General features: G+C 71.7%; 16 protein-coding genes and 1 pseudogene. 9 read left to right on the top strand and 8 right to left on the bottom strand.

The window, feature by feature from the left end; translation table 11 throughout:
* Positions 1-280: 280 nt before the first annotated feature.
* The 3 genes from ACFRKB_RS02540 to ACFRKB_RS02530 all read right to left on the bottom strand — a co-directional run bounded on the left by ACFRKB_RS02540 (position 281) and on the right by ACFRKB_RS02530 (position 3,743).
* Positions 281-727: a hypothetical protein gene (locus ACFRKB_RS02540; protein WP_383102643.1), complete on the bottom strand. Its 447-nt coding sequence runs from the start codon at positions 725-727 to the stop codon at positions 281-283.
* Positions 728-828: 101 nt separating this feature from the next.
* On the bottom strand, positions 829-1,308 hold the full coding sequence (locus tag ACFRKB_RS02535; protein ID WP_383102641.1) for a PaaI family thioesterase: 480 nt from the start codon (positions 1,306-1,308) through the stop codon (positions 829-831).
* 170 nt (positions 1,309-1,478) lie between these two features.
* Positions 1,479-3,743, bottom strand: a complete 2,265-nt coding sequence (locus ACFRKB_RS02530; protein ID WP_383102640.1) for an FdhF/YdeP family oxidoreductase — start codon at positions 3,741-3,743, stop codon at positions 1,479-1,481.
* A 214-nt stretch (positions 3,744-3,957) separates the two neighbouring features.
* Here ACFRKB_RS02530 and polA point away from each other — a divergent pair, with 214 nt between their 5' ends.
* Together polA and ACFRKB_RS02520 are read left to right on the top strand one after the other, a co-directional pair.
* On the top strand, positions 3,958-6,666 hold the full coding sequence (polA, locus tag ACFRKB_RS02525; protein WP_383102639.1) for a DNA polymerase I: 2,709 nt from the start codon (positions 3,958-3,960) through the stop codon (positions 6,664-6,666).
* A gap of 286 nt (positions 6,667-6,952) precedes the next feature.
* The gene (locus ACFRKB_RS02520; protein ID WP_383102637.1) at positions 6,953-8,662 is read left to right on the top strand and encodes a lytic transglycosylase domain-containing protein; all 1,710 of its coding nucleotides are present in this window, start codon (positions 6,953-6,955) and stop codon (positions 8,660-8,662) included.
* A 64-nt stretch (positions 8,663-8,726) separates the two neighbouring features.
* Here ACFRKB_RS02520 and hrpB read toward each other — a convergent pair whose 3' ends face one another.
* The gene (hrpB, locus tag ACFRKB_RS02515) at positions 8,727-11,285 is read right to left on the bottom strand and encodes an ATP-dependent helicase HrpB (RefSeq protein ID WP_383102635.1); all 2,559 of its coding nucleotides are present in this window, start codon (positions 11,283-11,285) and stop codon (positions 8,727-8,729) included.
* A 124-nt stretch (positions 11,286-11,409) separates the two neighbouring features.
* Positions 11,410-12,306, bottom strand: coding sequence for a class I SAM-dependent methyltransferase (locus ACFRKB_RS02510; RefSeq protein ID WP_383102634.1), 897 nt, complete (start codon positions 12,304-12,306; stop codon positions 11,410-11,412).
* A gap of 336 nt (positions 12,307-12,642) precedes the next feature.
* On the opposite strand from ACFRKB_RS02510, the gene rpsA reads away from it, so the two are divergent.
* On the top strand, positions 12,643-14,151 hold the full coding sequence (gene rpsA, locus ACFRKB_RS02505; protein WP_030353622.1) for a 30S ribosomal protein S1: 1,509 nt from the start codon (positions 12,643-12,645) through the stop codon (positions 14,149-14,151).
* Positions 14,152-14,294: 143 nt separating this feature from the next.
* On the opposite strand, the gene ACFRKB_RS02500 is transcribed toward rpsA, so the two are convergent.
* Positions 14,295-15,275 carry a right-handed parallel beta-helix repeat-containing protein gene (locus ACFRKB_RS02500; RefSeq protein ID WP_383102632.1) on the bottom strand — a complete coding sequence of 327 codons (981 nt, stop codon included), beginning with the start codon at positions 15,273-15,275 and terminating at the stop codon, positions 14,295-14,297.
* 248 nt (positions 15,276-15,523) lie between these two features.
* Here ACFRKB_RS02500 and ACFRKB_RS02495 point away from each other — a divergent pair, with 248 nt between their 5' ends.
* The 3 genes from ACFRKB_RS02495 (at position 15,524) to ACFRKB_RS02485 (ending at position 17,677) form a co-directional block, all read left to right on the top strand.
* Positions 15,524-16,468 carry a PAC2 family protein gene (locus tag ACFRKB_RS02495; RefSeq protein ID WP_383102630.1) on the top strand — a complete coding sequence of 315 codons (945 nt, stop codon included), beginning with the start codon at positions 15,524-15,526 and terminating at the stop codon, positions 16,466-16,468.
* 147 nt (positions 16,469-16,615) lie between these two features.
* Positions 16,616-17,221, top strand: coding sequence for a dephospho-CoA kinase (coaE, locus tag ACFRKB_RS02490; RefSeq protein WP_383102628.1), 606 nt, complete (start codon positions 16,616-16,618; stop codon positions 17,219-17,221).
* Between the two features lie 78 nt (positions 17,222-17,299).
* Positions 17,300-17,677: a tetratricopeptide repeat protein gene (locus ACFRKB_RS02485; RefSeq protein WP_383102626.1), complete on the top strand. Its 378-nt coding sequence runs from the start codon at positions 17,300-17,302 to the stop codon at positions 17,675-17,677.
* Between the two features lie 183 nt (positions 17,678-17,860).
* On the opposite strand, the pseudogene ACFRKB_RS02480 reads toward ACFRKB_RS02485, so the two are convergent.
* Together ACFRKB_RS02480 and ACFRKB_RS02475 are read right to left on the bottom strand one after the other, a co-directional pair.
* A pseudogene (locus tag ACFRKB_RS02480) lies at positions 17,861-18,115 on the bottom strand (DUF6343 family protein); the annotation flags it as partial.
* A 98-nt stretch (positions 18,116-18,213) separates the two neighbouring features.
* Complete coding sequence (locus tag ACFRKB_RS02475; RefSeq protein WP_383102624.1) at positions 18,214-18,555, bottom strand: hypothetical protein; 342 nt, start codon at positions 18,553-18,555, stop codon at positions 18,214-18,216.
* 233 nt (positions 18,556-18,788) lie between these two features.
* On the opposite strand from ACFRKB_RS02475, the gene ACFRKB_RS02470 reads away from it, so the two are divergent.
* The 3 genes from ACFRKB_RS02470 to ACFRKB_RS02460 all read left to right on the top strand — a co-directional run bounded on the left by ACFRKB_RS02470 (position 18,789) and on the right by ACFRKB_RS02460 (position 24,298).
* A complete protein-coding gene (locus ACFRKB_RS02470; RefSeq protein WP_383103255.1) occupies positions 18,789-19,805 on the top strand; it encodes a slipin family protein in 1,017 nt (338 codons plus the stop codon).
* Between the two features lie 195 nt (positions 19,806-20,000).
* Positions 20,001-23,048: a DEAD/DEAH box helicase gene (locus ACFRKB_RS02465; protein WP_383102622.1), complete on the top strand. Its 3,048-nt coding sequence runs from the start codon at positions 20,001-20,003 to the stop codon at positions 23,046-23,048.
* A complete protein-coding gene (locus ACFRKB_RS02460) occupies positions 23,045-24,298 on the top strand; it encodes an SWIM zinc finger family protein (protein ID WP_383102621.1) in 1,254 nt (417 codons plus the stop codon). Before ACFRKB_RS02465 ends, ACFRKB_RS02460 begins: the two co-directional genes overlap by 4 nt.
* The last annotated feature ends 177 nt before the right edge of the window (positions 24,299-24,475 follow it).

The raw sequence follows: 24,475 nt of genomic DNA, 5'->3' as shown, positions 1-24,475 counted from the left end.
GAGGGGGTCGTGGAGTAGTGCGCGAAGGATGTGACTGTCTTGTTATGCCGGGGCCAACGCTTGGCGGTTGCAGCCGGGGCGAATGGGGCGTTTCCGTGCTTTCCCTCAATCGACCACATGCTGAGAACGCGCAGTTCCGCTAAGGTACTTGGGCCCATTTTGGTGCTGACTGCCCAATCGGGCATGGGAGGGCGGGAAAGCGGGCAGCGTGGATGTGTGTGCGGGCGGCGCGGGCGTCCTCGTTCACCTGGTTGTTACACAGCGTGATGTCTGGCGGGGCTCATGAGGGCGGTGTGCCGGTCGCTGTCCAGTCCGGTTCGCGCCAATTCTCCGAACTGCCGGTGGCGCCGTTCGCGGCGGCGCACCGTTCGGCGGTCCTGCGGTCGATCAGAGTTCCGGCCGCCGCGTCGCCGTGCTTCGCCTGCTCGGCGCGCGCCTCGGCCACGACCTCCTCGTGGATGGCGTACTGCTCATTGGACAACCCCTTCTGTTCCCAGTCGAGCCCTGCCCACTGGGAGCCCTTGAGGGCTTCCTTCGCCCAGTACGAGACGAGTGCGGCGCAGATCTCGGCGGGGCTGGTGTGGTGTGCGGTGGGGGTGGTGTCCGGGTCGGGCGCGGCGGTTCCGCCACCTCCACAACCGGTCAGTGCGCCACTGAGGAGGGCGGCGCAGAGTGCGAGCGAGCGTCGGGCGGCCGGGCGGAGCCCGCACTGTCCGGCCGTGGTCATGGGCGCAGGGTAGGCGGCGCTCCGGGCACGCACAAGGGCGCGTACGGGCATTCCGTACGCGCCCTGGCGGGTGGGGCGGGTGGGCCGGGGTGCTCCGGACGTTACTGGGGCCCGGCGTCCGTGCCGGTTCCGGCGTCGCGCAGCAGGCAGGTCAGCCGGGCGGTGCAGACCCGCTTGTCCCGCTCGTCGGTGATGACGATCTCGTACGTCGCGGTGGAGCGGCCGCGGTGGACGGGGGTGGCGACGCCCGTGACCAGTCCGCTCCGTACGCCCCGGTGGTGGGTGCAGTTGAGATCCACGCCCACGGCGATCTTGCTCGTGCCGCCGTGCAGCATGGAGCCGATGGAGCCGAGGGTCTCGGCGAGGACGGCGGAGGCGCCGCCGTGCAGCAGCCCGTACGGCTGGGTGTTGCCCTCCACCGGCATCGTGCCGACGACGCGTTCCGCCGAAGCCTCGACGATCTGCACCTCCATGCGCGTGCCGAGGTGGCCCGCGGAGAAGAGCGCGGGCAGATCGACGCCGAGCTCGGCGTACTCGTCGATGATCTCCTGAGGGAACTTCGTGGAGGGCTGCTCACCCATGGGCCCGGCTCCGATCGGCTGCGGTGATGGTGTGCGGGGGTACGCGGCGGCATGGCGCATGTGAACCACCCGCGCTACATGAAGTACGTGCTCTGTGCACCGTCTTGCATATCAGATGACTGAGCAAACGCTTAGCGCCGTCGGCTCATTCCGCTGTTCGAGGGGCACGGCTACTCGAACCGCACGACGACGGACTTGCTCGTCGGGGTGTTGCTCGTGTCGGCCGTGGCGTCGAGCGGCACCAGCACATTGGTCTCCGGGTAGTAGGCGGCCGCGCAGCCGCGGGCGGTCGGATAGTGCACCACCCGGAAGCCCGGGGCCCGGCGCTCCACACCGTCCTTCCACTCGCTGACGATGTCGGTGAACGCGCCGTCCGCGAGCCCGAGTTCGCGCGCGTCGTCGGGGTTGACCATGACGATGCGGCGGCCGCCCTTGATGCCGCGGTAGCGGTCGTCCAGCCCGTAGATGGTGGTGTTGTACTGGTCGTGCGAGCGCATCGTCTGGAGCAGCAGCCGGCCCGCGGGCAGCTTGGGGTACTCCACGGGCGCGGCGGTGAAGTTGGCCTTGCCGGTGGCGGTGGGGAAGCGGCGCTCGTCGCGCGGCGCGTGCGGCAGTTCGAAGCCGCCGGGGCGGGCCACCCGCGCGTTGAAGTCCTCGAAGCCGGGGACGACGCGCGCGATCCGGTCGCGGATGTTCGCGTAGTCCTTCTCGAAGTCCTCCCAGGGCGTGGTCGAGGAGGGGCCGAGGACGGCGCGCGCCATGTGGGTGATGATGGCCGGCTCGGAGAGCAGATGAGGGCTGGCGGGCGGCAGGTTGCCGCGCGAGGCGTGCACCATGCCCATGGAGTCCTCGACGGTGACGATCTGCTTGACGCCGGCCTGGATGTCCTTGTCGGTGCGGCCGAGGGTGGGCAGGATCAGCGCGCGTACGCCGGTCACCACATGCGAGCGGTTGAGCTTGGTGGACACGTGCACCGTCAGCCGGGTGTTGCGCATCGCGGCCTCGGTGACCTCGGTGTCGGGCGTCGCCCCCACGAAGTTGCCGCCCATGGCGAAGAAGACCTTGGCGTCGCCGTCGCGCATCGCCTCGATGGAGCGCACCACGTCATAGCCGTGGTGGCGGGGCGAGGTGATGGAGAACTCCCGGTCCAGGGCGTCGAGAAAGGCCGGGGCGGGCCGCTCGAAGATGCCCATCGTGCGGTCGCCCTGCACATTGGAGTGTCCGCGCACCGGGCAGACCCCGGCGCCGGCGCGGCCGATATTGCCGCGCAGCAGCAGGAAGTTGACGACTTCACGGATGGTCGGCACGGAGTGCTTGTGCTGCGTCAGGCCCATCGCCCAGCAGACGATGGTGCGCTTCGAGGCGAGGGCCATCTCGGCGGCCCGCTCGATCTCGGCCCGCTGGAGACCGGTGGCGACAAGGGTCTCGTCCCAGTCGGCGGTCAGCGCGGCGGCCCTGAACTCCTCGTACCCGTGGGTGTGTTCCTCGATGAACGCGTCGTCCACGGCGCCCGGGGTCTCCAGGACGAGCCTGTTGAGCAGCCGGAACAGCGCCTGGTCGCCGCCGATGCGGATCTGGAGGAAGAGGTCGGTGAGGGCGGCGCCCCTGACCATGCCGAGCGGGGTCTGCGGGTTCTTGAACCGCTCGAGGCCGGCTTCGGGCAGCGGGTTCACCGAAATGATCTTCGCACCGGCGGCCTTGGCCTTCTCCAGCGCGGAGAGCATCCGGGGGTGGTTTGTGCCCGGGTTCTGGCCGGCGACGATGATCAGATCGGCCTGGTGCATGTCGTCGAGGGAGACGCTGCCCTTGCCTATGCCGATGGTCTCCGTGAGGGCGGAGCCGGAGGACTCGTGGCACATGTTCGAGCAGTCGGGCAGGTTGTTCGTACCGAACTCGCGCGCGAAGAGCTGGAGAAGGAACGCGGCCTCGTTGCTGGTGCGCCCCGAGGTGTAGAAGCAGGCCTCGTCGGGGGAGCCGAGGGCGTTGAGCTCCTCGGCGATGATCGCGAAGGCGCGCTCCCAGCTGATGGGTTCGTACTGGTCGGCGCCCTCCGGCAGATACATCGGGTGCGTGATCCGGCCCTGTTGGCCGAGCCAGTAGCCGCTGCGCTCGAAGAGGTCGGACACCGGGTGCTCGGCGAAGAACTCCGGCGTGACCCTGCGTACGGTCGCCTCCTCCGCGACGGCCTTGGCGCCGTTCTCGCAGAACTCGGCGGTGTGCCGGTGGTCGCCCTCCGGCCAGGCGCAGCCGGGACAGTCGAAACCGTTCTTCTGGTTGACCTTCAGGAGTGTCCGCGCGGTCCGGCGCGCGCCCATCTGCTGGTGCGAGATGAGCAGGGAATGCGCGACCGCGGGGATTCCCGCCGCGGCGTGCTTGGGCGCCGTTACCTGCGGCGAATCCTGTACTGGATCACCTGCCGGCGGCTTGCTGGCCATCACGCTCTCCTTGAGCTCAGTGAGCTGAACAAGATTGTCTACAGTAGACAATCTTGGCATGCCTCTGTGGCCACGATACGTCCGGGATACATCCGGCCCATGTCGGGCTCGTCACGCGCGCAGGGCGTATGGGGACGGGGAGAGAGGGGTACGGGGCCGCCGCGGACCGTCCGGGCGGCCGGGACTGTCAGTGCGACGTGGCAGGATCGGGTGCGTGGCTGAGACAGCATCGAAGAAGACCGCAGACAACCGTCCTCGCCTGCTCCTCATGGACGGGCACTCCCTGGCGTACCGGGCGTTCTTCGCGCTGCCCGCGGAGAATTTCACGACCGCCACCGGTCAGCCGACGAACGCCATCTACGGCTTCGCGTCGATGCTGGCGAACACATTGCGTGACGAGTCGCCCACGCATTTCGCCGTCGCTTTCGACGTGTCCCGCAAGACCTGGCGCTCCCAGGAGTTCCCGGAGTACAAGGCCAACCGCTCCAAGACGCCCGACGAGTTCAAGGGACAGGTCGAGCTGATCGGCGAGCTGCTGGACGCGATGCGCGCGGACCGGTTCGCGATCGAGGGGTTCGAGGCGGACGACGTCATCGCGACGCTCGCCCGCCAGGCCGAGGCCGCGGGCTTCGAGGTGCTGATCGTCACCGGCGACCGGGACTCGTTCCAGCTCATCTCCGAGCACACGACGGTGCTGTACCCCACCAAGGGCGTCTCCGAGCTGACCCGCTTCACCCCGGAGAAGGTCCAGGAGAAGTACGGACTGACCCCGGCGCAGTACCCGGACTTCGCGGCCCTGCGCGGCGACCCGTCCGACAATCTCCCCGGTATTCCGGGCGTCGGTGAGAAGACCGCCGCGAAGTGGATCAACCAGTTCGGCTCGTTCGACGAACTGGTCGCGCGCGCCGACGAGGTGAAGGGCAAGGCCGGGCAGAACTTCCGGGACCATCTGGAGTCGGTCAAGCTCAACCGCAGGCTCACGGAGCTGTCGTGCGATGTCGGGCTGCCCAAGACCCCGCACGAGCTGGAGCGAGTTCCGTACGACCGTACGGCCCTGATCGGCGTGCTGGAGGTCCTGGAGATCCGGAACCCCAGCCTGCGCGAGCGGCTGCTCGCGGTGGATCCCGGCGCCGCCGAGGACGAGGCCCCGGCGCCGGCCGCCGGGGTGGAGCTGGACGGCTCGGTGCTGGCCTCCGGCGAGCTGGCGCCCTGGCTCGCGGAGCACGGCGGGCAGCCGCTCGGTGTCGCCACGGCCGACACCTGGTCGCTGGGCACGGGCAGCGTCAGCGAGGTCGCGCTCGCCGCGGCCGGCGGCGCGGCGGCCTGGTTCGACCCCACGCAGCTGGACGAGGCCGACGAACGGGCCTTCGCGGCCTGGCTCGCCGACGAGGCCGGGCCCAAGGTCATGCACAACGCGAAGGGCGTGATGCGCGTCGCCCCCGAGCAGGGCTGGCGGGTCGGCGGCGTCACGATGGACACCGCTCTCGCCGCCTATCTGGTCAAGCCCGGCCGCCGCTCGTTCGCGCTGGACGCGCTCGCCATCGAATACCTGGGCCGTGAGCTGGCCCCCGCCACCGCCGACGGACAGCTCGCCTTCGGGACCGACGAACAGGCCGAGGCCGAGGCGCTGATGGCCCAGGCCCGCGCCGTCCTCGATCTGGGCGACGCCTTCACCGAGCGGCTGGGCGAGGTCGGTGCCACCGGACTGCTCCATGACGTGGAGCTGCCCACCTCCGAGCTGCTCGCCCGGCTGGAGCGGCACGGCATCGCCGCCGACCGCGCCCATCTGGAGGCCATGGAGCAGCAGTTCGCGGGCGCCGTGCAGCAGGCCGTGAAGGAGGCGCACGCCGCTGTCGGCCATGAGTTCAACCTCGGCTCGCCCAAGCAGCTCCAGGAAGTCCTCTTCGGCGAGCTGGGGCTGCCCAAGACGAAGAAGACCAAGACCGGTTATACGACGGACGCCGACGCGCTCGCCTGGCTGGCCGCCCAGACCGAGCACGAACTGCCGGTCATCATGCTGCGCCACCGCGAGCAGGCGAAGCTGCGGGTCACGGTCGAGGGCCTGATCAAGTCGATCGCGGCGGACGGCCGGATCCACACCACCTTCAACCAGACGGTGGCGGCGACCGGCCGGCTCTCCTCCACCGATCCCAATCTGCAGAACATCCCGGTCCGCACCGACGAGGGCCGGGCGATCCGCCGCGGCTTCGTCGTGGGCGAGGGCTACGAGTCGCTGATGACGGCCGACTACAGCCAGATCGAGCTGCGCGTGATGGCCCATCTCTCCGAGGACGCCGGGCTGATCGAGGCGTTCACCTCCGGCGAGGACCTGCACACGACGGTCGCCTCCCAGGTGTTCGGGGTGAAGAAGTCCGCGGTCGACCCCGAGATGCGCCGCAAGATCAAGGCGATGTCGTACGGGCTGGCCTACGGGCTCTCGGCGTTCGGGCTCTCGCAGCAGCTGAACATCGAGGCGGCCGAGGCGCGCGCCCTGATGGACACGTTCTTCGAGCGCTTCGGGGGCGTGCGGGACTATCTGCACCGCGCGGTCGTGGAGGCCAGGGCCACCGGCTATACGGAGACGATGCTCGGCCGCCGCCGCTATCTCCCGGACCTCAACAGCGACAACAGGCAGCGCAGGGAGATGGCCGAGCGGATGGCGCTCAACGCCCCCATCCAGGGCACCGCCGCGGACATCGTCAAGGTCGCCATGCTCAACGTCGACCGCGCGATGACCGAGGCGGGGCTGACCTCCCGGATGCTCCTCCAGGTCCATGACGAAATCGTCCTGGAGATCGCGCCGGGCGAGCGCGAGCCGGTGGAGGAGCTGCTGCGCCGCGAGATGTCGACGGCGGTCGAACTGCGCGCGCCGCTGGACGTGTCGGTGGGCGTGGGCAGGGACTGGGAGTCGGCGGCGCACTGACCGGCGGCGCGCCGAAGGGTGTCGCACCCACGACTGCCGCACTCATGGCTGCCGCACTCATGGCTGTCGCGTTCACGGCTGTCGTACTCACCGGTCCGCGATGCCCGAACAGTGAGGCCCGAGGGGCCCTCGACGGGGGGCTCTTCGGGCATCCAGGCGACTCACAGGTAGCGAACTGGTGAAAAGCGGGCACGGACCGGTGTGCTGCGGCCAGGAGTTGACATAGGGTCGCCTGAGTCCTCGCGCGGGGAGCGCGAACAGCCGTCCACCGGGAGGGGCCAGACATATGTCCGCGCTATTCGGCAGGCGCCTGCGCAGAGGAGCGACCACCACCGCGGTGGCCGCCGCCGCGATCGCGGCCCTCTCCGCCTCCCAGGCACCGGGCGCCATTCCCTCCGGCCCGGGTGGTGCCCAGGCCGCGGCCGACGCGAACCCGCCCGCCGACTCGTCGGCCACCGGCAACTCCCCGTACTACACCGAGCTTCCGCCGCTCGTCACGCCCGACAAGCCCGGCACCTCGATCGATCTGCCGGCCCTCGGCACCGGACCGGCGGAAGCGGGCATACCGGCCTCGGTGCTGGCCGCGTACAAGCAGGCGGAGCAGTCCCTCGCGGAGACCAAGCCCGGCTGCAACCTGCCGTGGCAGCTGCTCGCCGCCATCGGGAAGGTCGAGTCCGGCCAGGCGCGCGGCGGCCGGGTGGACGCCAACGGCACCACGCTGGCGCCGATCCTCGGCCCGGTGCTCAACGGCAACGGCTTCGCGAACATCTCCGACACCGACAACGGCGCGTACGACGGCGACTCCACGCACGACCGCGCGGTCGGCCCGATGCAGTTCATCCCGTCGACCTGGGCGACCTGGGGCCAGGACGCCAACGGCGACGGCCGCAAGGACCCCAACAACATCTACGACGCGGCGCTCGCGGCAGCGCAGTACCTCTGCCACGCGGACCGCGATCTCTCCGTGGACGCCGATCTGCGGCAGGCGATCCTCAGCTACAACCACTCGCAGGAGTATCTGAGCACCGTCCTGACCTGGTTCGAGTACTACAACAGGGGCACGCACGAGGTCCCGGACGGCACGGGCGTGCTGCCCGCCGGCACCGGCCCCGCCGACCCGGGCCCCTCACCCACTCCGACCCCGACCCCGACCCCGCCGCCGAGCCCCAAGCCGCCGAAGCCGTCCAAGCCCGGCACCGATCCGTCCACCCCCGGGGCCGGCGGCCCGGAAACCCCGTCCCAGCCGGGTGGCGGAGGCACGACGCCTCCCCCCACGGGCGACCCCGGCACCCCCGCCCCGAAGCCCGTCGTCAAGCGGATCGAGAAGACCGCTACGGGCACGCTCACGGCCGTGGCGGGCAGCCAGTTCACGGAGCGGACCTCGGTACGCGCCGTGGACGCGGCGGGCGAGCCCGTCGCCGGCGTCCCGGTGCGGTTCGAGATCGTCGGCGACACCGACGCCCGCTTCACGGCCGGCAAGTCCGCGCTGACCCTCACCACCGGCGAGGACGGCGAGGCGACCGCCCCGCCCGTCCAGGCGGGCGAGCAGACCGGCGAGTTCACGATCCGGGCCACGGTGGACGTCAAGGATGTCGCCGGCGTCGAGTACACCGCGACGGTCACGCCCCGCCAGGCGGACGGACTCACCAGGACCGGCGACAAGGAGCTGACGGCCGAGACCGGCGGGGAGTTCGCCGACCAGATCTCGGTCAAGGCCACCTACAAGGGAGAGGCCGCGTCGGGTGTCGCCGCGACCGCCACCATGATCACGTCCGCGGGCGGCTCCGCCCCGCGCGCCGACGGGCCCTACTTCAAGGACGCGGACGGCAATCCGCTGCGTGAGCTGAAGGACCTGAAGACCGACGCCAACGGCGCCCTCCAGCTCCCGAAGATCTACGCGGACGACACCACAGGCACGTTCCTGCTCCGCATCGAGACCGAGGGCGGCGCCACGCTGACCGTCGAACTGAAGGTCACCGCTCCGCCGGCGGCATGACCGTCATGTCCCGAACGCCGCCGCCCTCCGTGCGAACCGCCGGAGGGCGGCGGCGCGTCCGCGCTCAACGCCGCTGGTTCAGACGGCGCGTGGGCACCGCCGTCGAGGGGTCCTCCGGCCAGGGATGACGCGGGTAGCGGCCCCGCAGCTCCGCCCGTACGGCGCGATAGCCCTCACGCCAGAAGGACGCAAGATCGGCCGTCACCGCCGCCGGCCGGCCTGCCGGGGACAGCAGATGCACCAGCACCGGCACCCCCGCGACCCGAGGCGTCTCGCCCAGACCGAACAACTCCTGCAGCTTCACGGCCAGTACGGGCTGCGGCCCGCCGTACTCCACCCGTACCCGCGAACCGCTCGGCACCTCGATCCGCTCCGGCGCCAGCTCGTCCAGCCGCGCCGCCTCGCCCGTCGTCCAGGGCAGCAGCCGGCGCAGCGCCTGTCCCGCGTCCAGCCGGCCGAGATCCGACCGGCGCCGGGCCCTGGACAGCTCCGGCTCCAGCCACGCGTCCGCGCGTGCCAGCAGCGCGGCGTCCGAGACATCGGGCCAGCCGCCGCCCAACTCCCGGTGCAGGAAGCCCAGTCGGTCGCGCAGCTGCCGCGCCTCGCGGGTCCAGCGCAGCAACCCGAGCCCTTCGCGACGCAGGCCGTCCAGCAGCGCCGCACGCACCAGCCGCGCGTCCGGCGCGCGCAGGGCGCGTACGGACAGCTCGACCGCGCCGAGCCGCTCCACCTCCCGGGCGACCACATCGCCGTCCTCCCAGCGCACCTCCTCGCCCGCCACCAGCAGCCGGCCGGCCGCGAGGCGCGCGGTGTCCTCGTCGATGACCGCGGCGAGCCGTACCCGCGCGGAGGCCGCCGTGGCGGGACGATCCGCGACCGCCACCGCGAGCCAGGGCGCGCCGCGCAGCCGGGAGCCCGCGCCCAGCTCGCCGCCGGTGCCCGACACCATGAGACAGGCGCCCTCACCGCGGGCCCGCGCCACGCGCTCGGGAAAGGCGAGCGCGGCGATCAGCCCGGCGACGGCGTCATCGGACCCGGAACCCCGGCTTCCGGCGGACGAGACCAGTTCCGGAGCCCGCTCCAGCCGCCGTACCTCCTGGCGCCAGCGCGCCGCGTAACCGTCCTCGCCCCGGCGGGCCGTACGCCACGCCGCCGCGAGATCGTCCCCGTACGACCGCGGCGGCTCCTCGCTCAGCAGGGCCACCACCTCGGCCGCGCGCCGCGTGCCCACCTCGGGCGCCCCGTCCAGCAGGGCGCGCGCCAGCCGGGGGTGCAGCCCGAGCCTGGCCATCCGTACGCCCCGGTCCGTGACCCGCCCGCCCCGGTCCCCGCTCCCGTCCCCTTCCACCGGCTCCACCGCGCCGATCGCGGTCAGTACGGACCGCGCCGCCGCCAGCGCCCCGGCCGGCGGTGGGTCCAGCAGCGCGAGGCCCGCCGCGGACGGGTCGCCCCAGCACGCGGCCTGGAGCGCGAACGCCGCCAGATCCGCGACCTTGATCTCGGGGGAGGGGAAGCGGGCCAGCCGGGTGTCCTCGGCCTCCGTCCAGCAGCGGTAGACCACGCCGGGCGCCTCACGCCCGGCCCGGCCCGCCCGCTGCCGCGCGCCCGCCTGCGACACCCGCACGGTCGTCAGCGCGCTCAGCCCCCGCGCGTGGTCGGTCCGCGGCTCGCGCGCCAGCCCCGCGTCCACGACGACCCGTACGCCCGGCACCGTCAGGCTCGACTCGGCCACCGCCGTGGCCAGTACGACGCGACGCCCGCCCGACGAGCCCGCAGAAGCCGCCGACCCCGCCAGGACCGCGTCCTGCACATCCGCCGGCGCCCGCCCGTGCACCTGAAGGACCTCGGCCCCGGCATCCCCCAGCAGCCCCGCCACCCGGCCGATCTCCCCCACGCCGGGCAGGAAACAGAGCACATCGCCGTCCCGCTCGGCCAGCGCCCGCCGCACCACCGACGCGACATGCGCGAGCAGCGCCGGATCGACCCGCATCCCGTGCGGCGGCCGTACGGGCGTGACGGGCGGCGCCCAGACCACCTCCACCGGATGCGACACGCCCCGCGCCTCCACCACCGGCGCGTCCCCGAGCAGCCGCGCCCACCCGGCCGCGTCGGTGGTCGCCGACGCCGCGACGAGCCGCAGCTCCGGCCGCAGCGCGGCCCGTACGTCCAGCAGGAACGCCGCCACCGTGTCCGCGTCCAGATGCCGCTCATGGCACTCGTCGAGGATCACCACATCGACCCCGGCCAGCTCCTGGTCGCGCTGGAGCCGCTGGAGCAGCACCCCGGTGGTCACCACCTCCACCACCGTCGCGCGCCCCACCGCGCGCTCCCCGCGCACGGTGAAACCGACGCGCTCCCCGACCCGCTCCCCGAGCAGCCAGGCCATCCGGCGGGCCGCCGCACGCGCGGCGATCCTGCGCGGCTCGGCGACGATCACCCGCCGTACCGGCCGCGGCACGGAGCCGTCCCCGAGCAGCCCGGCCAGCACCAGCGGCACCAGCGTGGTCTTGCCCGTCCCGGGCGGCGCGCACAGCACCGCGCACCCGTGCGCGTCGAGGGCCCGCTCCAGGGCGGGGACGGCGGTGTGTACGGGCAGAGTGCCGAGGATGTCGTCGCGGATCACCCGCACAGTGTCGTACGGGGCCGTACGCGCGGACGACGGGGCCGTACGCGCGGACGACCGAACGCCCCGGCCCCTGCCGCGGCCCCGCTCAGTCCCGTACGCGGATCGGTCCCGTACGCGGCGCTCAGTCCCGTACGCAGACGAAGATCGCCGTGCCCGGGATCAGGTTCCCCCGCAGCGGGGACCAGCCGCCCCACTCCTGGGTGTTCCAGGCCGGCCACTCCGGCTCCACCAGATCGATCAGCCGGAATCCGGCGCCCACCACGTCCCGTACCCGGTCACCCACCGTCCTGTGGTGCTCCACATAGACCGCGCGGCCCTCCTCGTCCTGCTCCACGTACGGCGTGCGGTCGAAGTACGAGGCCGCGACCGACAGGCCCTCGGGTCCCGGCTCGTCGGGGAACGCCCAGCGGACCGGGTGCGTGACGGAGAAGACCCAGCGCCCGCCAGGCCGCAGTACACGCCGTACCTCGCGGAACACCGCCGCCGGGTCGGCGACGAAGGGGATCGCGCCATAGGCGGAGCAGGCCAGGTCGAAGGAGCCGTCCCGGAAGGGCAGCGCACCCGCGTCCGCCTCCACCAGCGGGAAGCCCAGCGAACGGCCCTCGCCGATCCGCAGCGCGTGCTGGAGCTGGCGGTGGGAGAGATCCAGCGCCACCGGACGCGCGCCCTGCGCCGCCAGCCAGCGCGAGCACTGCGCCGCGCCCGCCCCGATCTCCAGGATGTCCAGCCCCCGCAGGGACTCCTGGGGGCCCAGCAGACCGGCCTCCACCTCGTCGAGCCCCTCCGGGCACCAGACGAAACGGTCGTCGCCGAGGAAGGTGCCGTGCTCGATCTGGTAGTCGTCCGCGTTCCGGTCCCACCAGCCGCGGTTGGCCCGGCTGCTCTCCGCGGCGCCGCTGTCCCGGCGTGTCGCCTCCGGCTCCGTCTCGGTCCCGTCGGCGGTCCCGGCGGGCTCGGCGTCGAGAACGGTTCCGCAAGCGGTTTCGCGAACGGTTTCGGGTTCGTGCTCTTGGATCATCGTGTCCGTCGTCGTAGTGTGCGAGGAGTCGTCATGGGGCCGTTCTGGCCTCATGGAACGTTGGTTGTGCCGGGTATGTGAGGTTCCGCCCCCGGTGGGGGCGTTCGCGCATTGACCGTGCCCGGCTGCCCCCGTATGCTAAAGGTTGCGCTGCGGGCTTGCGCGCCTCAGACGTAGCAGCCGCGCTCGCATCTGTATGTTCCCTCGGTTGTCGAGGCGCTTTCCCTATTGTCCGGGGCCGGCGCTTCCTTGGCTGTCCGGCTTCTGCAGAGGCGATACAGGCTCTCGGCGTAGCAGTACCTACGACTCACTGTCCGCACCGGAGCCCTTTCCCACATGACGAGCAGCACCGAGACCACCGCCACCACCCCGCAGGTTGCGGTCAACGACATCGGTAACGAGGAAGCCTTCCTCGCCGCGATCGACGAGACGATCAAGTACTTCAACGACGGCGACATCGTCGACGGCGTCATCGTGAAGGTCGACCGGGACGAGGTCCTGCTCGACATCGGTTACAAGACCGAAGGCGTCATCCCCTCCCGCGAGCTTTCGATCAAGCACGACGTCGACCCCAACGAGGTCGTCGCCGTGGGCGATGAGATCGAGGCCCTGGTTCTCCAGAAGGAGGACAAGGAAGGCCGTCTCATCCTGTCCAAGAAGCGTGCGCAGTACGAGCGCGCCTGGGGCACGATCGAGAAGATCAAGGAAGAGGACGGCATCGTCACCGGCACCGTCATCGAGGTCGTCAAGGGTGGTCTCATCCTCGACATCGGCCTCCGTGGCTTCCTGCCGGCCTCCCTCGTCGAGATGCGCCGCGTCCGTGACCTCCAGCCCTACGTGGGCAAGGAGCTCGAAGCCAAGATCATCGAGCTGGACAAGAACCGCAACAACGTGGTCCTGTCCCGCCGTGCCTGGCTGGAGCAGACCCAGAGCGAGGTCCGCCAGACCTTCCTCACGACCCTGCAGAAGGGCCAGGTCCGCTCCGGCGTCGTTTCCTCGATCGTCAACTTCGGTGCGTTCGTGGACCTCGGCGGCGTCGACGGTCTCGTGCACGTCTCCGAGCTGTCCTGGAAGCACATCGACCACCCCTCCGAGGTTGTCGAGGTCGGCCAGGAGGTCACCGTCGAGGTTCTCGACGTGGACATGGACCGCGAGCGTGTCTCCCTGTCGCTCAAGGCGACGCAGGAAGACCCGTGGCAGCAGTTCGCCAGGACGCACCAGATCGGTCAGGTCGTCCCGGGCAAGGTCACCAAGCTCGTTCCGTTCGGCGCGTTCGTCCGCGTCGACGAGGGCATCGAGGGTCTGGTGCACATCTCCGAGCTGGCCGAGCGCCACGTGGAGATCCCGGAGCAGGTCGTCCAGGTCAACGACGAGATCTTCGTCAAGGTCATCGACATCGACCTGGAGCGCCGCCGCATCAGCCTCTCGCTGAAGCAGGCCAACGAGTCCTTCGGCAGCGACCCGGCCTCGGTCGAGTTCGACCCGACGCTCTACGGCATGGCCGCGTCCTACGACGACCAGGGCAACTACATCTACCCCGAGGGCTTCGACCCCGAGACCAACGACTGGCTCGAGGGCTTCGAGACCCAGCGCGAGGCGTGGGAGGGCCAGTACGCCGAGGCGCAGCAGCGCTTCGAGCAGCACCAGGCCCAGGTCATCAAGTCCCGCGAGGCCGACGAGGCCGCCGCTGCCGAGGGTGCTGCCGCGCCCGCCGGCGGGGGCAGCGCTCCGGCCGCCTCCGGTGGCGGCTCGTACTCCTCGGAGTCCGCGGACAACTCCGGCGCCCTGGCGTCGGACGAGGCACTGGCCGCCCTGCGCGAGAAGCTGGCCGGTGGCCAGAGCTGACGCTCCGGTCCCGTTCGCAGGTGCTTCGTAGGTAGCTGAACGTGAGGCCCGTTCCCCCTCGGGGGAGCGGGCCTCACGCGTGCGCGGATCTCTCTCGCGGATCACCCGCCGATCCCCTGCCGATCGCGCGGCGGGGCGGCGGGTCAGGGGGTGACGGTGATGTTCGTCAGGCCCTTGCCGCCGGTCACGGTATTGCTGCCGTAGACGGTGGTACGGCAGCTCGCGCTGTCGTTGGTGACATTGATGGCGAGCTGGTTGGTGCCCGTGGAGCCGCGCAGATCCGAGGTGTTGTCGCGGAAGACCGTGCCGCAGCCCCAGCCGCTCTGCTGGGTGTGGGTCTCGTAGCCGTTGTTGGTGGTGTTCTTGCCGGTGTTGCCCTCGACGAGGACGTTGTTGCCCTTGACGTCCACCCAGGAGTCGTCGTAGTTGGCGCCGGTGAGGCCGCTGCCGTCGAAGGTGTTGCCGATGACGCGCGCGCCGGTGGTGCCTTCCTTGATGTCGATGTTCTCGCCGCCGACGTCCGGGCCGATGGTGTTGCCGAGGATCTGCGCGTTGTCGCTGCGGTCGGACAGTGTGTTGGCGCTGCCGACGTAGACGCCCTCGCCCATGCCCCGGCCGTCGTTGCCGGTGTCGTAGATCCGTGAGTTCTTCAGGACGCCGTCGCTGCTGGACTGGCGGAAGTGCACGCCCTCCATGTCGAGGTGGTGCACGGTCACGGAGTCGATGACGACCCCGTTGGCCCCGTCCGCCACGATGCCCTTCTGGGCGTTGGTGATGGTGAGGCCCTTGACGGTCCAGTACGCGGCCCCGTTGAGGTGCAGGCCGTAGCCCCCGCCGCCGGTGGTGAGGATCGCGGCGGACGAACCGGTGAGGGTGATGCGGGAGCCGGCCGTACCGGGCGTCGTCGCCTTGAAGTTCCCTGTGTACGTGCCGTTGGCGAGCTGGATCGTATCGCCGGGACGTGCCGCGGTGAGGGCCGACTTGAGCTGGGCGGCGGTCGAGACCTGGATGACCGCGGCGGCGCCGGTGGGCGCGGCCCCGGCCGTCGGGGCGGCGAACAGGGACAGCGCGCCGATGGCGAGCAGAGGGGTCAGCAGGGCAGGAAGCGGCGTGCGGATGCGCATGGGGGGGAGCCTTCCCGTTGAGGACGTTGAGGTCCGAGGTGTGGCGACTCTGTTCTCTTATATGGACGATGGTTGCGTCCATGAACTGGCTGCTGCCCCGTGACGGTAGGGAGGCGCCCTGGGCGTGTCAAGGTCTGGACCAGACCGGTCAGTTCGGTCCCGATCGCGGGGTTAGTCCCATGGAGTGCGGGGAATGCCCGCGCCCTGTGGGGCGTTCTTCGTTACGAACACGAGGAGGAGCGGTAATCGTGCTTGATCCGCAGGGTTTGTACGAATGGGAGCCCAAGGGCCTCGCCGTCGTCGACATGGCACTGGCGCAGGAGTCGGCGGGCTTGGTCATGCTGTACCACTTCGACGGCTATATCGACGCGGGGGAGACCGGCGACCAGATCGTCGAGAACCTGCTGGAGTCGCTGCCCCACCAGGTGGTGGCCCGTTTCGACCACGACAGGCTGGTCGACTACCGCGCACGGCGCCCGCTGCTGACCTTCCGGCGTGACCGCTGGGCCGACTACGAGACGCCGACGCTCGACGTACGGCTCGTACAGGACGCCACCGGCGCGCCGTTCCTGCTGCTGTCCGGCCCCGAGCCGGATGTGGAGTGGGAGCGTTTCGCGACAGCCGTACGGCAGATCGTGGAGCGCCTCGGGGTACGTCTTTCGGTCAACTTCCATGGCATTCCGATGGGTGTTCCGCATACCCGCCCCGTGGGGGTCACCCCGCACGGCAACCGCACCGACCTCATGCCCGGCCACCGCAGCCCCTTCGACGAGGCGCAGGTCCCGGGCAGCGCCGAGTCGCTGGTGGAGTACCGGCTGATGCAGGCGGACCACGACGTACTCGGCGTCGCCGCGCACGTACCGCACTATGTCGCCAGGTCCTCGTACCCCGACGCGGCGCTCACCGCCCTGGAGGCGATCACGGCCGCGACCGGCCTGGTGCTGCCGAGCGTCGCGCACTCGCTCCGTACCGAGGCACAGCGCACCCAGACCGAGATCGAGCGGCAGCTCGGCGAGGGGGACGAAGAACTGGTCACGATGGTGCGGGGGCTTGAGCACCAGTACGACGCGATCGCGGGCGCGGAGACCCGCGGCAGTCTGGTGGCCGAGCCGGCGGAACTGCCGTCCGCCGATGAGATCGGCCGCGAGTTCGAGAAGTTCCTCGCGGAACGGGAAGGCGAGGGCGGCGCGTGACCCGGCCCCGGCCGGATGCTCGGCCGGCCTGAGTCAGGAGCGGCGGCCGTACGGACTCCCTCGGGAGCCGTACGGCCGCTCGCTGTTGGGGGGCCCCGTCGTTGAGGCGCTCGTCCCGTCCAGGCGCCTCCCGTTTAGGCTGACCGCATGCTGAGGTTGGGACTCACGGGCGGAATCGGCGCGGGAAAGAGCGAAGTCTCGCGCCTGCTGACCAGTTACGGAGCGGTGCTGATCGACTCCGACCGGATCGCGCGCGAAGTGGTCGAGCCGGGGACGCCCGGTCTGGCGGCCGTGGTGGCCGAATTCGGACCGGAGGTACTGGCTCCGGACGGCGGTCTCGACCGGCCGCGACTCGGCGCGATCGTCTTCGGCGATCCGGACCGGCTGCGGGCGCTGAACGCGATCGTGCACCCGCTGGTCCGCGCACGCTCGGCCGAACTGGAGACGGCGGCGGGGCCGGACTCGATCGTGGTGCACGATGTGCCGCTGCTCGTCGAGAACGGCATGGAGGCGCTGTACGACCTGGTCATCGTCGTGGACGCCGCGCCGGAGACCCAGCTCGACCGGCTCGTGCGGCTGCGGGGAATGGCCGAATCCGAGGCCCGTAAGCGCATGGCGGCCCAGGCCACCCGTGAGCGGCGCCGCGCCGCCGCGGATGTCGTGATCGACAACGACGGTCCGCTGGAGCAGCTGGAACCGCAGGTCAGACGCGTATGGCAGACGCTGAGGGACCGCGCTGCGACCGCGAGCTGACAGCCGGGGCGGGCCGATGTGAGGAATAGCGTCGCCATACGCGGCGTTGAACGCGCGCAGCTAGGGAAGGATGCGACCGTGCCCGAGAGTCCGGAAACCCACGTCATCGACTATCGCGCGGCGGAGCAACTTCTGGCCGCGCGTGATCCGCGCGGGGCCGTGAAGCTGCTCGACTCGGTGATCGCGGCCCATCCGGAGAACACCGCGGCCCGGCTGCTGCGCGCCCGCGCGTTCTTCGCCGCCGCCCAACTGCGGCCCGCCGAGCTCGAATTCGAGCTGGTGCTGGAGCGGGAGCCGGACAACGCGTTCGCCCATTTCGCGCTGGCCCGCACCTATGAGCGCTCAGGACGGCCCGAGCAGGCGAAACGCCACTTCAGGCTGGCGGCGGCGCTGGATCCCAAGCCGGAGTATGTGAAGGCGGCCCAGTTCGACGCGGACCGGCGCGCCGACGGCTGACGGCTGACGCTGACGGTACGGGCGGCACGGGCGGCACGGGCTGTACGGTCATCGTCCCTGTCCGTGCGCGCTGTGGTGCCGGGTACGGCCACCGCGCTGCGCGGGGTCCGGCTCGCGCATCCACTCGCGTACACGGCTGCCGAGATCATGGTCGAGACTCCGCTCGCGATCCGGATCCGAGCCATGGCGCCCCGGCTCGTACGGCGGGACGTCCCGCCCCGGCTGATAGCGCGACCCCTGCCGGAGGTGGCGCAGCACCAGGACCAGATCCGTGGCGACGATCAGCAGCAGCACGCCGCAGGCGAGTGCCCACCCGAAGCGCCCGGCGATCGCGAACGCCGTCGTACCGAAGGCGGTCCAGATCAGGCCCCATACGCTCAGCCAGAACCGCATCCGCAGCGGACTGCGCGCGGTGACCGGCTCACTTCCGGTGCGCATGACTCATCCACCTCCCATACGCACCACCAGGCCCCTACCCGCGATCGCGGCTTTTGACCCTTGTATGTGACCGCTGCGGGGGCGGGGCGGCGCCCGGGTCAGTGGACGATGGTGTAGCTGCGCCACGGCCCTTCGCCGGGGGCGATCACATCGGACAGCGTGGTGGCGATGTACGTCGTGCCCTTGCCCGTGCAGTCGGGCGTCCCGTACATCACGAAGTCCACCAGCGTGCGGTTCGCGAGCGAGACGGCGCCGCCGGGCGCGAGGCGGTGGCAGCCCGTGACCAAGGGGTTGGAGACCTGGATGTGCCGGCCGCGCGGGGTGTCGTATGTAACGGTCCCCACCGCGGTCCGGCCGAGGCCGGAGCAGCCGGCGAGGGCGACGGTCAGGAACGCGGCCCCGGCAGCGATGCCGAGGCGCCGGTGATGGGTCACGGACATGAGCGGGTCCTCGTCTGTGGGATCCGGTGTGGTTTCCGTGTGGTGGTGGGGGGTGAGCCTGCTGGTCACACTGCCGGATCCCCGGGACGGCGGCACCCGATGTGCGGCCGGGCGGGCTATGCGGGCCCGGGCCTACGGACCGGTATCTCCGTGCCGCACGCTTCTCGACCACCGGTCATACAAGGCATACCGTGGTTATTAGCACCTCGTCCGGCGTCGTCAGGGGGCCCAAGATGGTCGAGGAACTGGTCATTGCTGTCATAGCGGCGGTATGCGCGTGCGGGCTGTACGCGATGGCGGCCGCGCGGGTCATCAGGCAGTACGAACGGGGCGTCGTCTTCCGCCTCGGCCAGCTGCAGGAGGCGATCCGGGGACCCGGATTCACGACGATCGTTCCGTTCGTGGACAAGCTGCACAAAGTCAATATGCAGATCGTGACGATGCCGGTGCCCGCCCAGGACGGCATCACGCGGGACAACGTGACCGTGCGCGTGGACGCCGTGATCTATTTCAAGGTGGTCGACGCGGCGGACGCGCTGGTCCGGGTCGAGGACTACCGGTTCGCGGTGTCGCAGATGGCGCAGACGTCTCTGCGGTCGATCATCGGCAAGAGCGATCTGGACGATCTGCTGTCCAACCGGGAGAAGCTCAATCAGGGCCTGGAGCTGATGATCGACAGCCCGTCGGTCGGCTGGGGCGTGCAGATCGACCGCGTCGAGATCAAGGACGTCTCGCTGCCGGAGACCATGAAGCGGTCGATGGCGCGCCAGGCGGAGGCCGACCGTGAGCGCCGTGCCCGGGTGATCAACGCGGACGCGGAGCTCCAGGCGTCGAAGAAGCTCGCCGAGGCGGCCAAGCAGATGTCCGGCCAGCCCGCCGCGCTTCAGCTGCGGCTGTTGCAGACGGTCGTGGCGGTCGCGGCCGAGAAGAACTCGACACTCGTCCTGCCCTTCCCCGTCGAACTGCTCCGCTTCCTCGAACGTGCCACACCGGCCGAGGCGGTACAGGCCGTGCGGGCGGTCTCGGAAGCCGTGGAGGCGGCCCCGTCGCCCCCCGCCGATGAGCCCGCCGCCGCTCCCGCACCCGCACCCGCCGTCGCGCCGGGGGCGACCGCCGTCGAACCCGGCGCACCTGACCTCACGGCGCGGCCCAAGGTGTCGTCCGTACCCACGTCGGCGTCGCCGCTGGACGAGCCGGCACCGCCGCTGGACGAGGAGCCGCAGAAGCGGCAGGACGCGCAGCCCGTCTGAGGCCGGACGATCCCGCGGTCGAGCACTGCGGGGTCGTCCTCTGTGCTGTCCGCCTCCGGCACCCGCTGAGCTGCGGAAACGGCGTATCGAGATCGACTGTCAGACCCCCGGCCTAGACTCGCAGAGGAATCAGATCCTGCGAGATGACCCCGGGCTGGGAGGGAGTCGGTGACCGTGGCGCAATCCGTGCATTCCGTGCATACCCCCACCGCTCCGTCCGCGCATGCCGCGACGGCGGCCCTGGCCCGCTGCGCCGCCGTTTTCCTGCCCGCAGGTCTGCCGCGCGAGGGGCGGGTCGCCTTCTGGTCCCCGGACGGGGAGCTGCCGGCCGGTGCCTTCGGCGCAGCCGGTACGGCGCCGCTCGCGTCGGGCGGTCCGGGCGCGTCCGGGCTCGGGCCGGGGGAGCTGACGGTCGTCCGGCGTCGGGGCGACGGCGGGGAAGGTGGCGACGGCGGGGGCGGCGGGGACGGTGGCGACGGCGGGGGCGGAGTCCACGACGGTGGCGACGACGTCCATACGCGCACCGTCCCCGCCGTGCTGCTGTCCGTGGCCGACGCGATCCCGCTGCTGGTCCGCGCCCGGCGCGACAGGGCCGCGCATCCCGCCGCCGCCTGCTGGGGCGCCGCCTCGCTGCACGCACTCCAACTGGCCGGGCGCGGCAGGCTGCTGCCCGGTCTCACCGCGTCCGACCACGACGCCTGGCGCGCCGGCCCGCTCGACGCCGACGACATCGCGCAGTTGAGAGCCATCGCCGCGGCCATGCCCCCGGAGGCCCACGCCGTACCGGTCCCGGATCTGAGCCCGCTCCAGCTGCCCGATCCGGAAGCGCTGGTACGGGCGTTCCTCGACGCGGTCGCGGATTCCCTGCCGCGTACGCCCGCCGCCGCCTACGCGGCGGGTGCGCCGTTCGCCGCCCGGGAGGCGCAGCATCTGCCGGGCGCCCGGACCTGGGCCGCGGAGGCGGCGGCCGGGATGGACGCGGGGGTACGGGTCTCGCTGCGCCTCGACCTCTCCGCGTACGACCTCTTCGACCAGGCGGAGACGGACCCGGCCGCTTCCCCGGGCGCGGACCTCGGGCCCGGCGCCGAGGACGCGCGGGTCACCCGGCGTGCCGGGGCCGCGCTCGTCCAGATCCACAGCCTGGCCGACCCGACCCTGGTCATCGACGCCTCGGGGCTCTGGGCGGGTCAGGGCGACGAGAGCTTCGGCCCGCGCGCCCGGATCGACGCGCTGCTCGCCCTGCGCCGTGCGGCCCGGGTCTGGACCCCGCTCGCCCGGCTGCTGGAGCGGGACGTCCCCGACGCGCTGCCGCTCTCCGAGGACGAGTTGTACGAACTGCTCGGTCCTGGGGCGGCCCGCCTCGCCGCCGCCGGGGTCGCCGTCCACTGGCCGAGGGAGCTGGCCCGTACGCTCACCGCCGCCGCGGTCGTCCGCCCCGCGCCGGGCTCGGCCACGGACGGCACGCCGTTCTTCGACAGCGCGGAACTGCTCAAGTTCAACTGGCAGTTGGCGCTCGACGGCGATCCCCTCAGCGAGCGGGAGATGGACGCGCTCGCCGAATCGCACCGGCCGATCGTGCGGCTGCGTGATCAGTGGGTGGTCGTCGACCCGGCCCTCGTACGGAAGGCGCGCAAGCGGGAGCTGGGCCTGCTGGAGCCGGTCGACGCGCTCGCCGTCGCCCTGACCGGCACCGCCGAGGTGGACGGCGAGACGGTGCAAGCGGTCCCGACCGGCGCGCTGGCCGCGCTGCGCGACCGTCTCACCACCGGCCCGGCCGCGATCGCCCAGCCGCCCGGTCTCGACGCCACCCTGCGCGACTACCAACTGCGCGGTCTCGCCTGGCTGGATCTGATGACCTCGCTCGGCCTCGGCGGCTGTCTCGCGGACGACATGGGCCTCGGCAAGACGGTCACGGTCATCGCCCTCCATCTGCACCGGGCCCGCACCGCCCCCACCCTCGTCGTCTGCCCCGCCTCCCTCCTGGGCAACTGGCAGCGCGAGATCACCCGCTTCGCGCCCGGCGTCCCCGTCCACCGCTTCCACGGCGCCGGACGGACCCTGGCAGGTCTCTCGGGGGACGGGGTCCCGGGCGGGTTCGTGCTCACCACGTACGGCACGATGCGCGGCAGTGCCGACGCGCTGGCCGCGCACGGCTGGGGGATGGTCGTCGCCGATGAGGCCCAGCATGTGAAGAACCCCTTCTCGTCGACCGCCAAGGCGCTCCGTACGATCCCGGCGCCCGCCCGGGTCGCGCTGACCGGGACGCCCGTCGAGAACAATCTGTCCGAGCTGTGGGCGCTGCTCGACTGGACCACCCCCGGACTGCTCGGCCCGCTCAAGGCGTTCCGTGCCCGCCACGCCAGGATCGTGGAGAACGTCGAGAACGCGAAGAGCGCCGACGTCAAGGACGCGGACAACGCGGAGGCGGTGGAGCGGCTGTCCCGGCTGGTCCGGCCGTTCCTGTTGCGCCGCAGGAAGTCCGATCCCGGGATCGTGCCCGAGCTGCCGCCCAAGACGGAGAGCGATCACCCCGTCGCGCTCACCCGCGAACAGGCATCGCTCTACGAGGCGGTCGTCCGCGAGACGACGGCCGCCATCGAGGCGGCCGAGGGCATCGCCCGCCGCGGCCTCGTCATGAAGCTGCTCACCGCCCTCAAACAGATCTGCAACCACCCCGCGCAGTATCTGAAGGAGGACACGGCCCGGCTCACCGGCCGTTCCGGCAAGCTCGCCCTCCTCGACGAACTGCTCGACACGATCCTCGCGGAGGACGGCTCGGTCCTTCTCTTCACCCAGTACGTATCGATGGCGCGGCTGCTCTCCGCGCATCTCGCGGCGCGCGCCGTCCCGTCCCAGCTCCTGCACGGCGGCACGCCCGTCGCCGAGCGCGAGCGCATGGTGGACCGGTTCCAGTCCGGCGAGGTCCCGGTCTTCGTCCTCTCCCTGAAGGCGGCGGGCACCGGTCTCAATCTGACCAGGGCCGGCCATGTCATCCACTTCGACCGGTGGTGGAACCCGGCCGTGGAGGAACAGGCCACGGACCGCGCGTACCGCATCGGCCAGACCCAGCCCGTACAGGTCCACCGGCTGATCGCGGAGGGCACGGTCGAGGACAGGATCGCCGAGATGCTCTCGTCCAAGCGGGCGCTGGCCGACGCGGTCCTCGGCTCGGGCGAGGCGGCCCTGACCGAGCTGACCGACCGGGAGCTCGCGGATCTGGTGTCCCTGCGGAGGCTGTCATGACCCCCCGCCGCGCCCCCGCCCCTCGGCGTGACGACCGGCGGCGTACGTTCCCGGCGCTGCCCCCGCGGCCGGGCGCGCCGGGCGACTTCGCCACCACCTGGTGGGGCAACGCATGGGTGGAATCCATGGAGGACACCGCGCTCGACACGGCCCGTCTCCAGCGCGGCCGTGCCTACGCGGGCAGCGGTCATGTCGACGCGATCACCGTCACTCCCGGCCGGGTCATGGCGTACGTCCACGGTTCGCGGCCCCGCCCGTACCGTACGGAGATCCGTCTCCGTACCCTCGACGAGACCGGCTGGGAGGATCTTCTCGACGCGGCGGCTGCCCGCCCCGACCACATCGCCGCCCTGCTCGACAAGGACATGCCGCACACCCTCGCGGCCTCCGCGGATCTCCTCCCGACCGGCGGCGATCTGACCCCCGACTGCTCCTGCCCGGACGACGGTTACCCGTGCAAGCACGCCGCCGCCCTCTGCTACCAGACGGCGCGGCTCCTCGACGAGGACCCGTTCGTCCTGTTCCTGATGCGCGGCCGTGGCGAGCACGAGGTGCTGGCCGATCTCACCCGGCGCAACGCCACGCGCTCGGCGGCCGAACGGACCACCGCCGCGCCGCCCATGCCCACGGTCGAGGCGCGCGTCGCCCTCGCGGCCCGTACGCGCCCGGTGCTTCCGCCGCCGTTTCCCGTGCCCGCGCAGCCGGGCCGCCCGCCCGTGTATCCGCAGACCCCTGGCGCGCCCGACCCGCTCGCCCTCGACCTGCTCGCCACCGAAGCGGCGGCCCGCGCCCATACGTTCCTGACCACCGGCCTCGACCCCATCGGAGCCCTCACCCCCTGGCAGGACGCGGTACGGCTGGCCGCCGCCCACCCCGGCTCCGGGCTGACCGCCTCCACCCGCGCCCTCTACCGGGACCTGGCCGCCGCGCTCGACCGCACCCCCACCGACCTGGCCCGCGCCGTGGCCGCCTGGCGCCAGGGCGGCCTGGCGGGCCTGGCCGTACTGGAAGAGCCCTGGGACCCGCCCGCGGGCCCCTTCGACCGTGCCCGTCCCGCCCTGGCCGCCGCCGACTTCCCCCACTTCCGGCCCTGGCGCAACCGCCTCTCCACCCCGTCCCTCCAGCTCCGGTTCGGCCGCGACGCGCTCTGGTACGGCTATGAGTCGGACCGGGACCGAGAGGACTGGTGGCCCCGGGGTACCCCCGACACCGATCCGGTGGGTGCTCTGACGGCCCTGCTCGGCCGGTGACGCGGAGCGGGATGTGCGGGCGCGGGGGCTCGGTGCGCGGGAAGGACGGAGGCCGGGAGCACGGGACGACCGCGCCGTACCACTGCGCGCTCTCCCCGTACCCCGGCCTCGTCAGCCGGTGCGCCGGCCTGCCCCGAAGGTCTGATCTCCCTATGGGGCCGATCTCCCCGTGGGCCT

Origin of the sequence: Streptomyces scopuliridis (assembly GCF_042790125.1) — a bacterium.
In the GTDB taxonomy this organism is placed as follows: domain Bacteria; phylum Actinomycetota; class Actinomycetes; order Streptomycetales; family Streptomycetaceae; genus Streptomyces; species Streptomyces scopuliridis_A.
The sequence above is the reverse complement of the archived record's forward strand: the minus strand, read 5'-3'. Positions and strand labels throughout refer to the sequence as shown.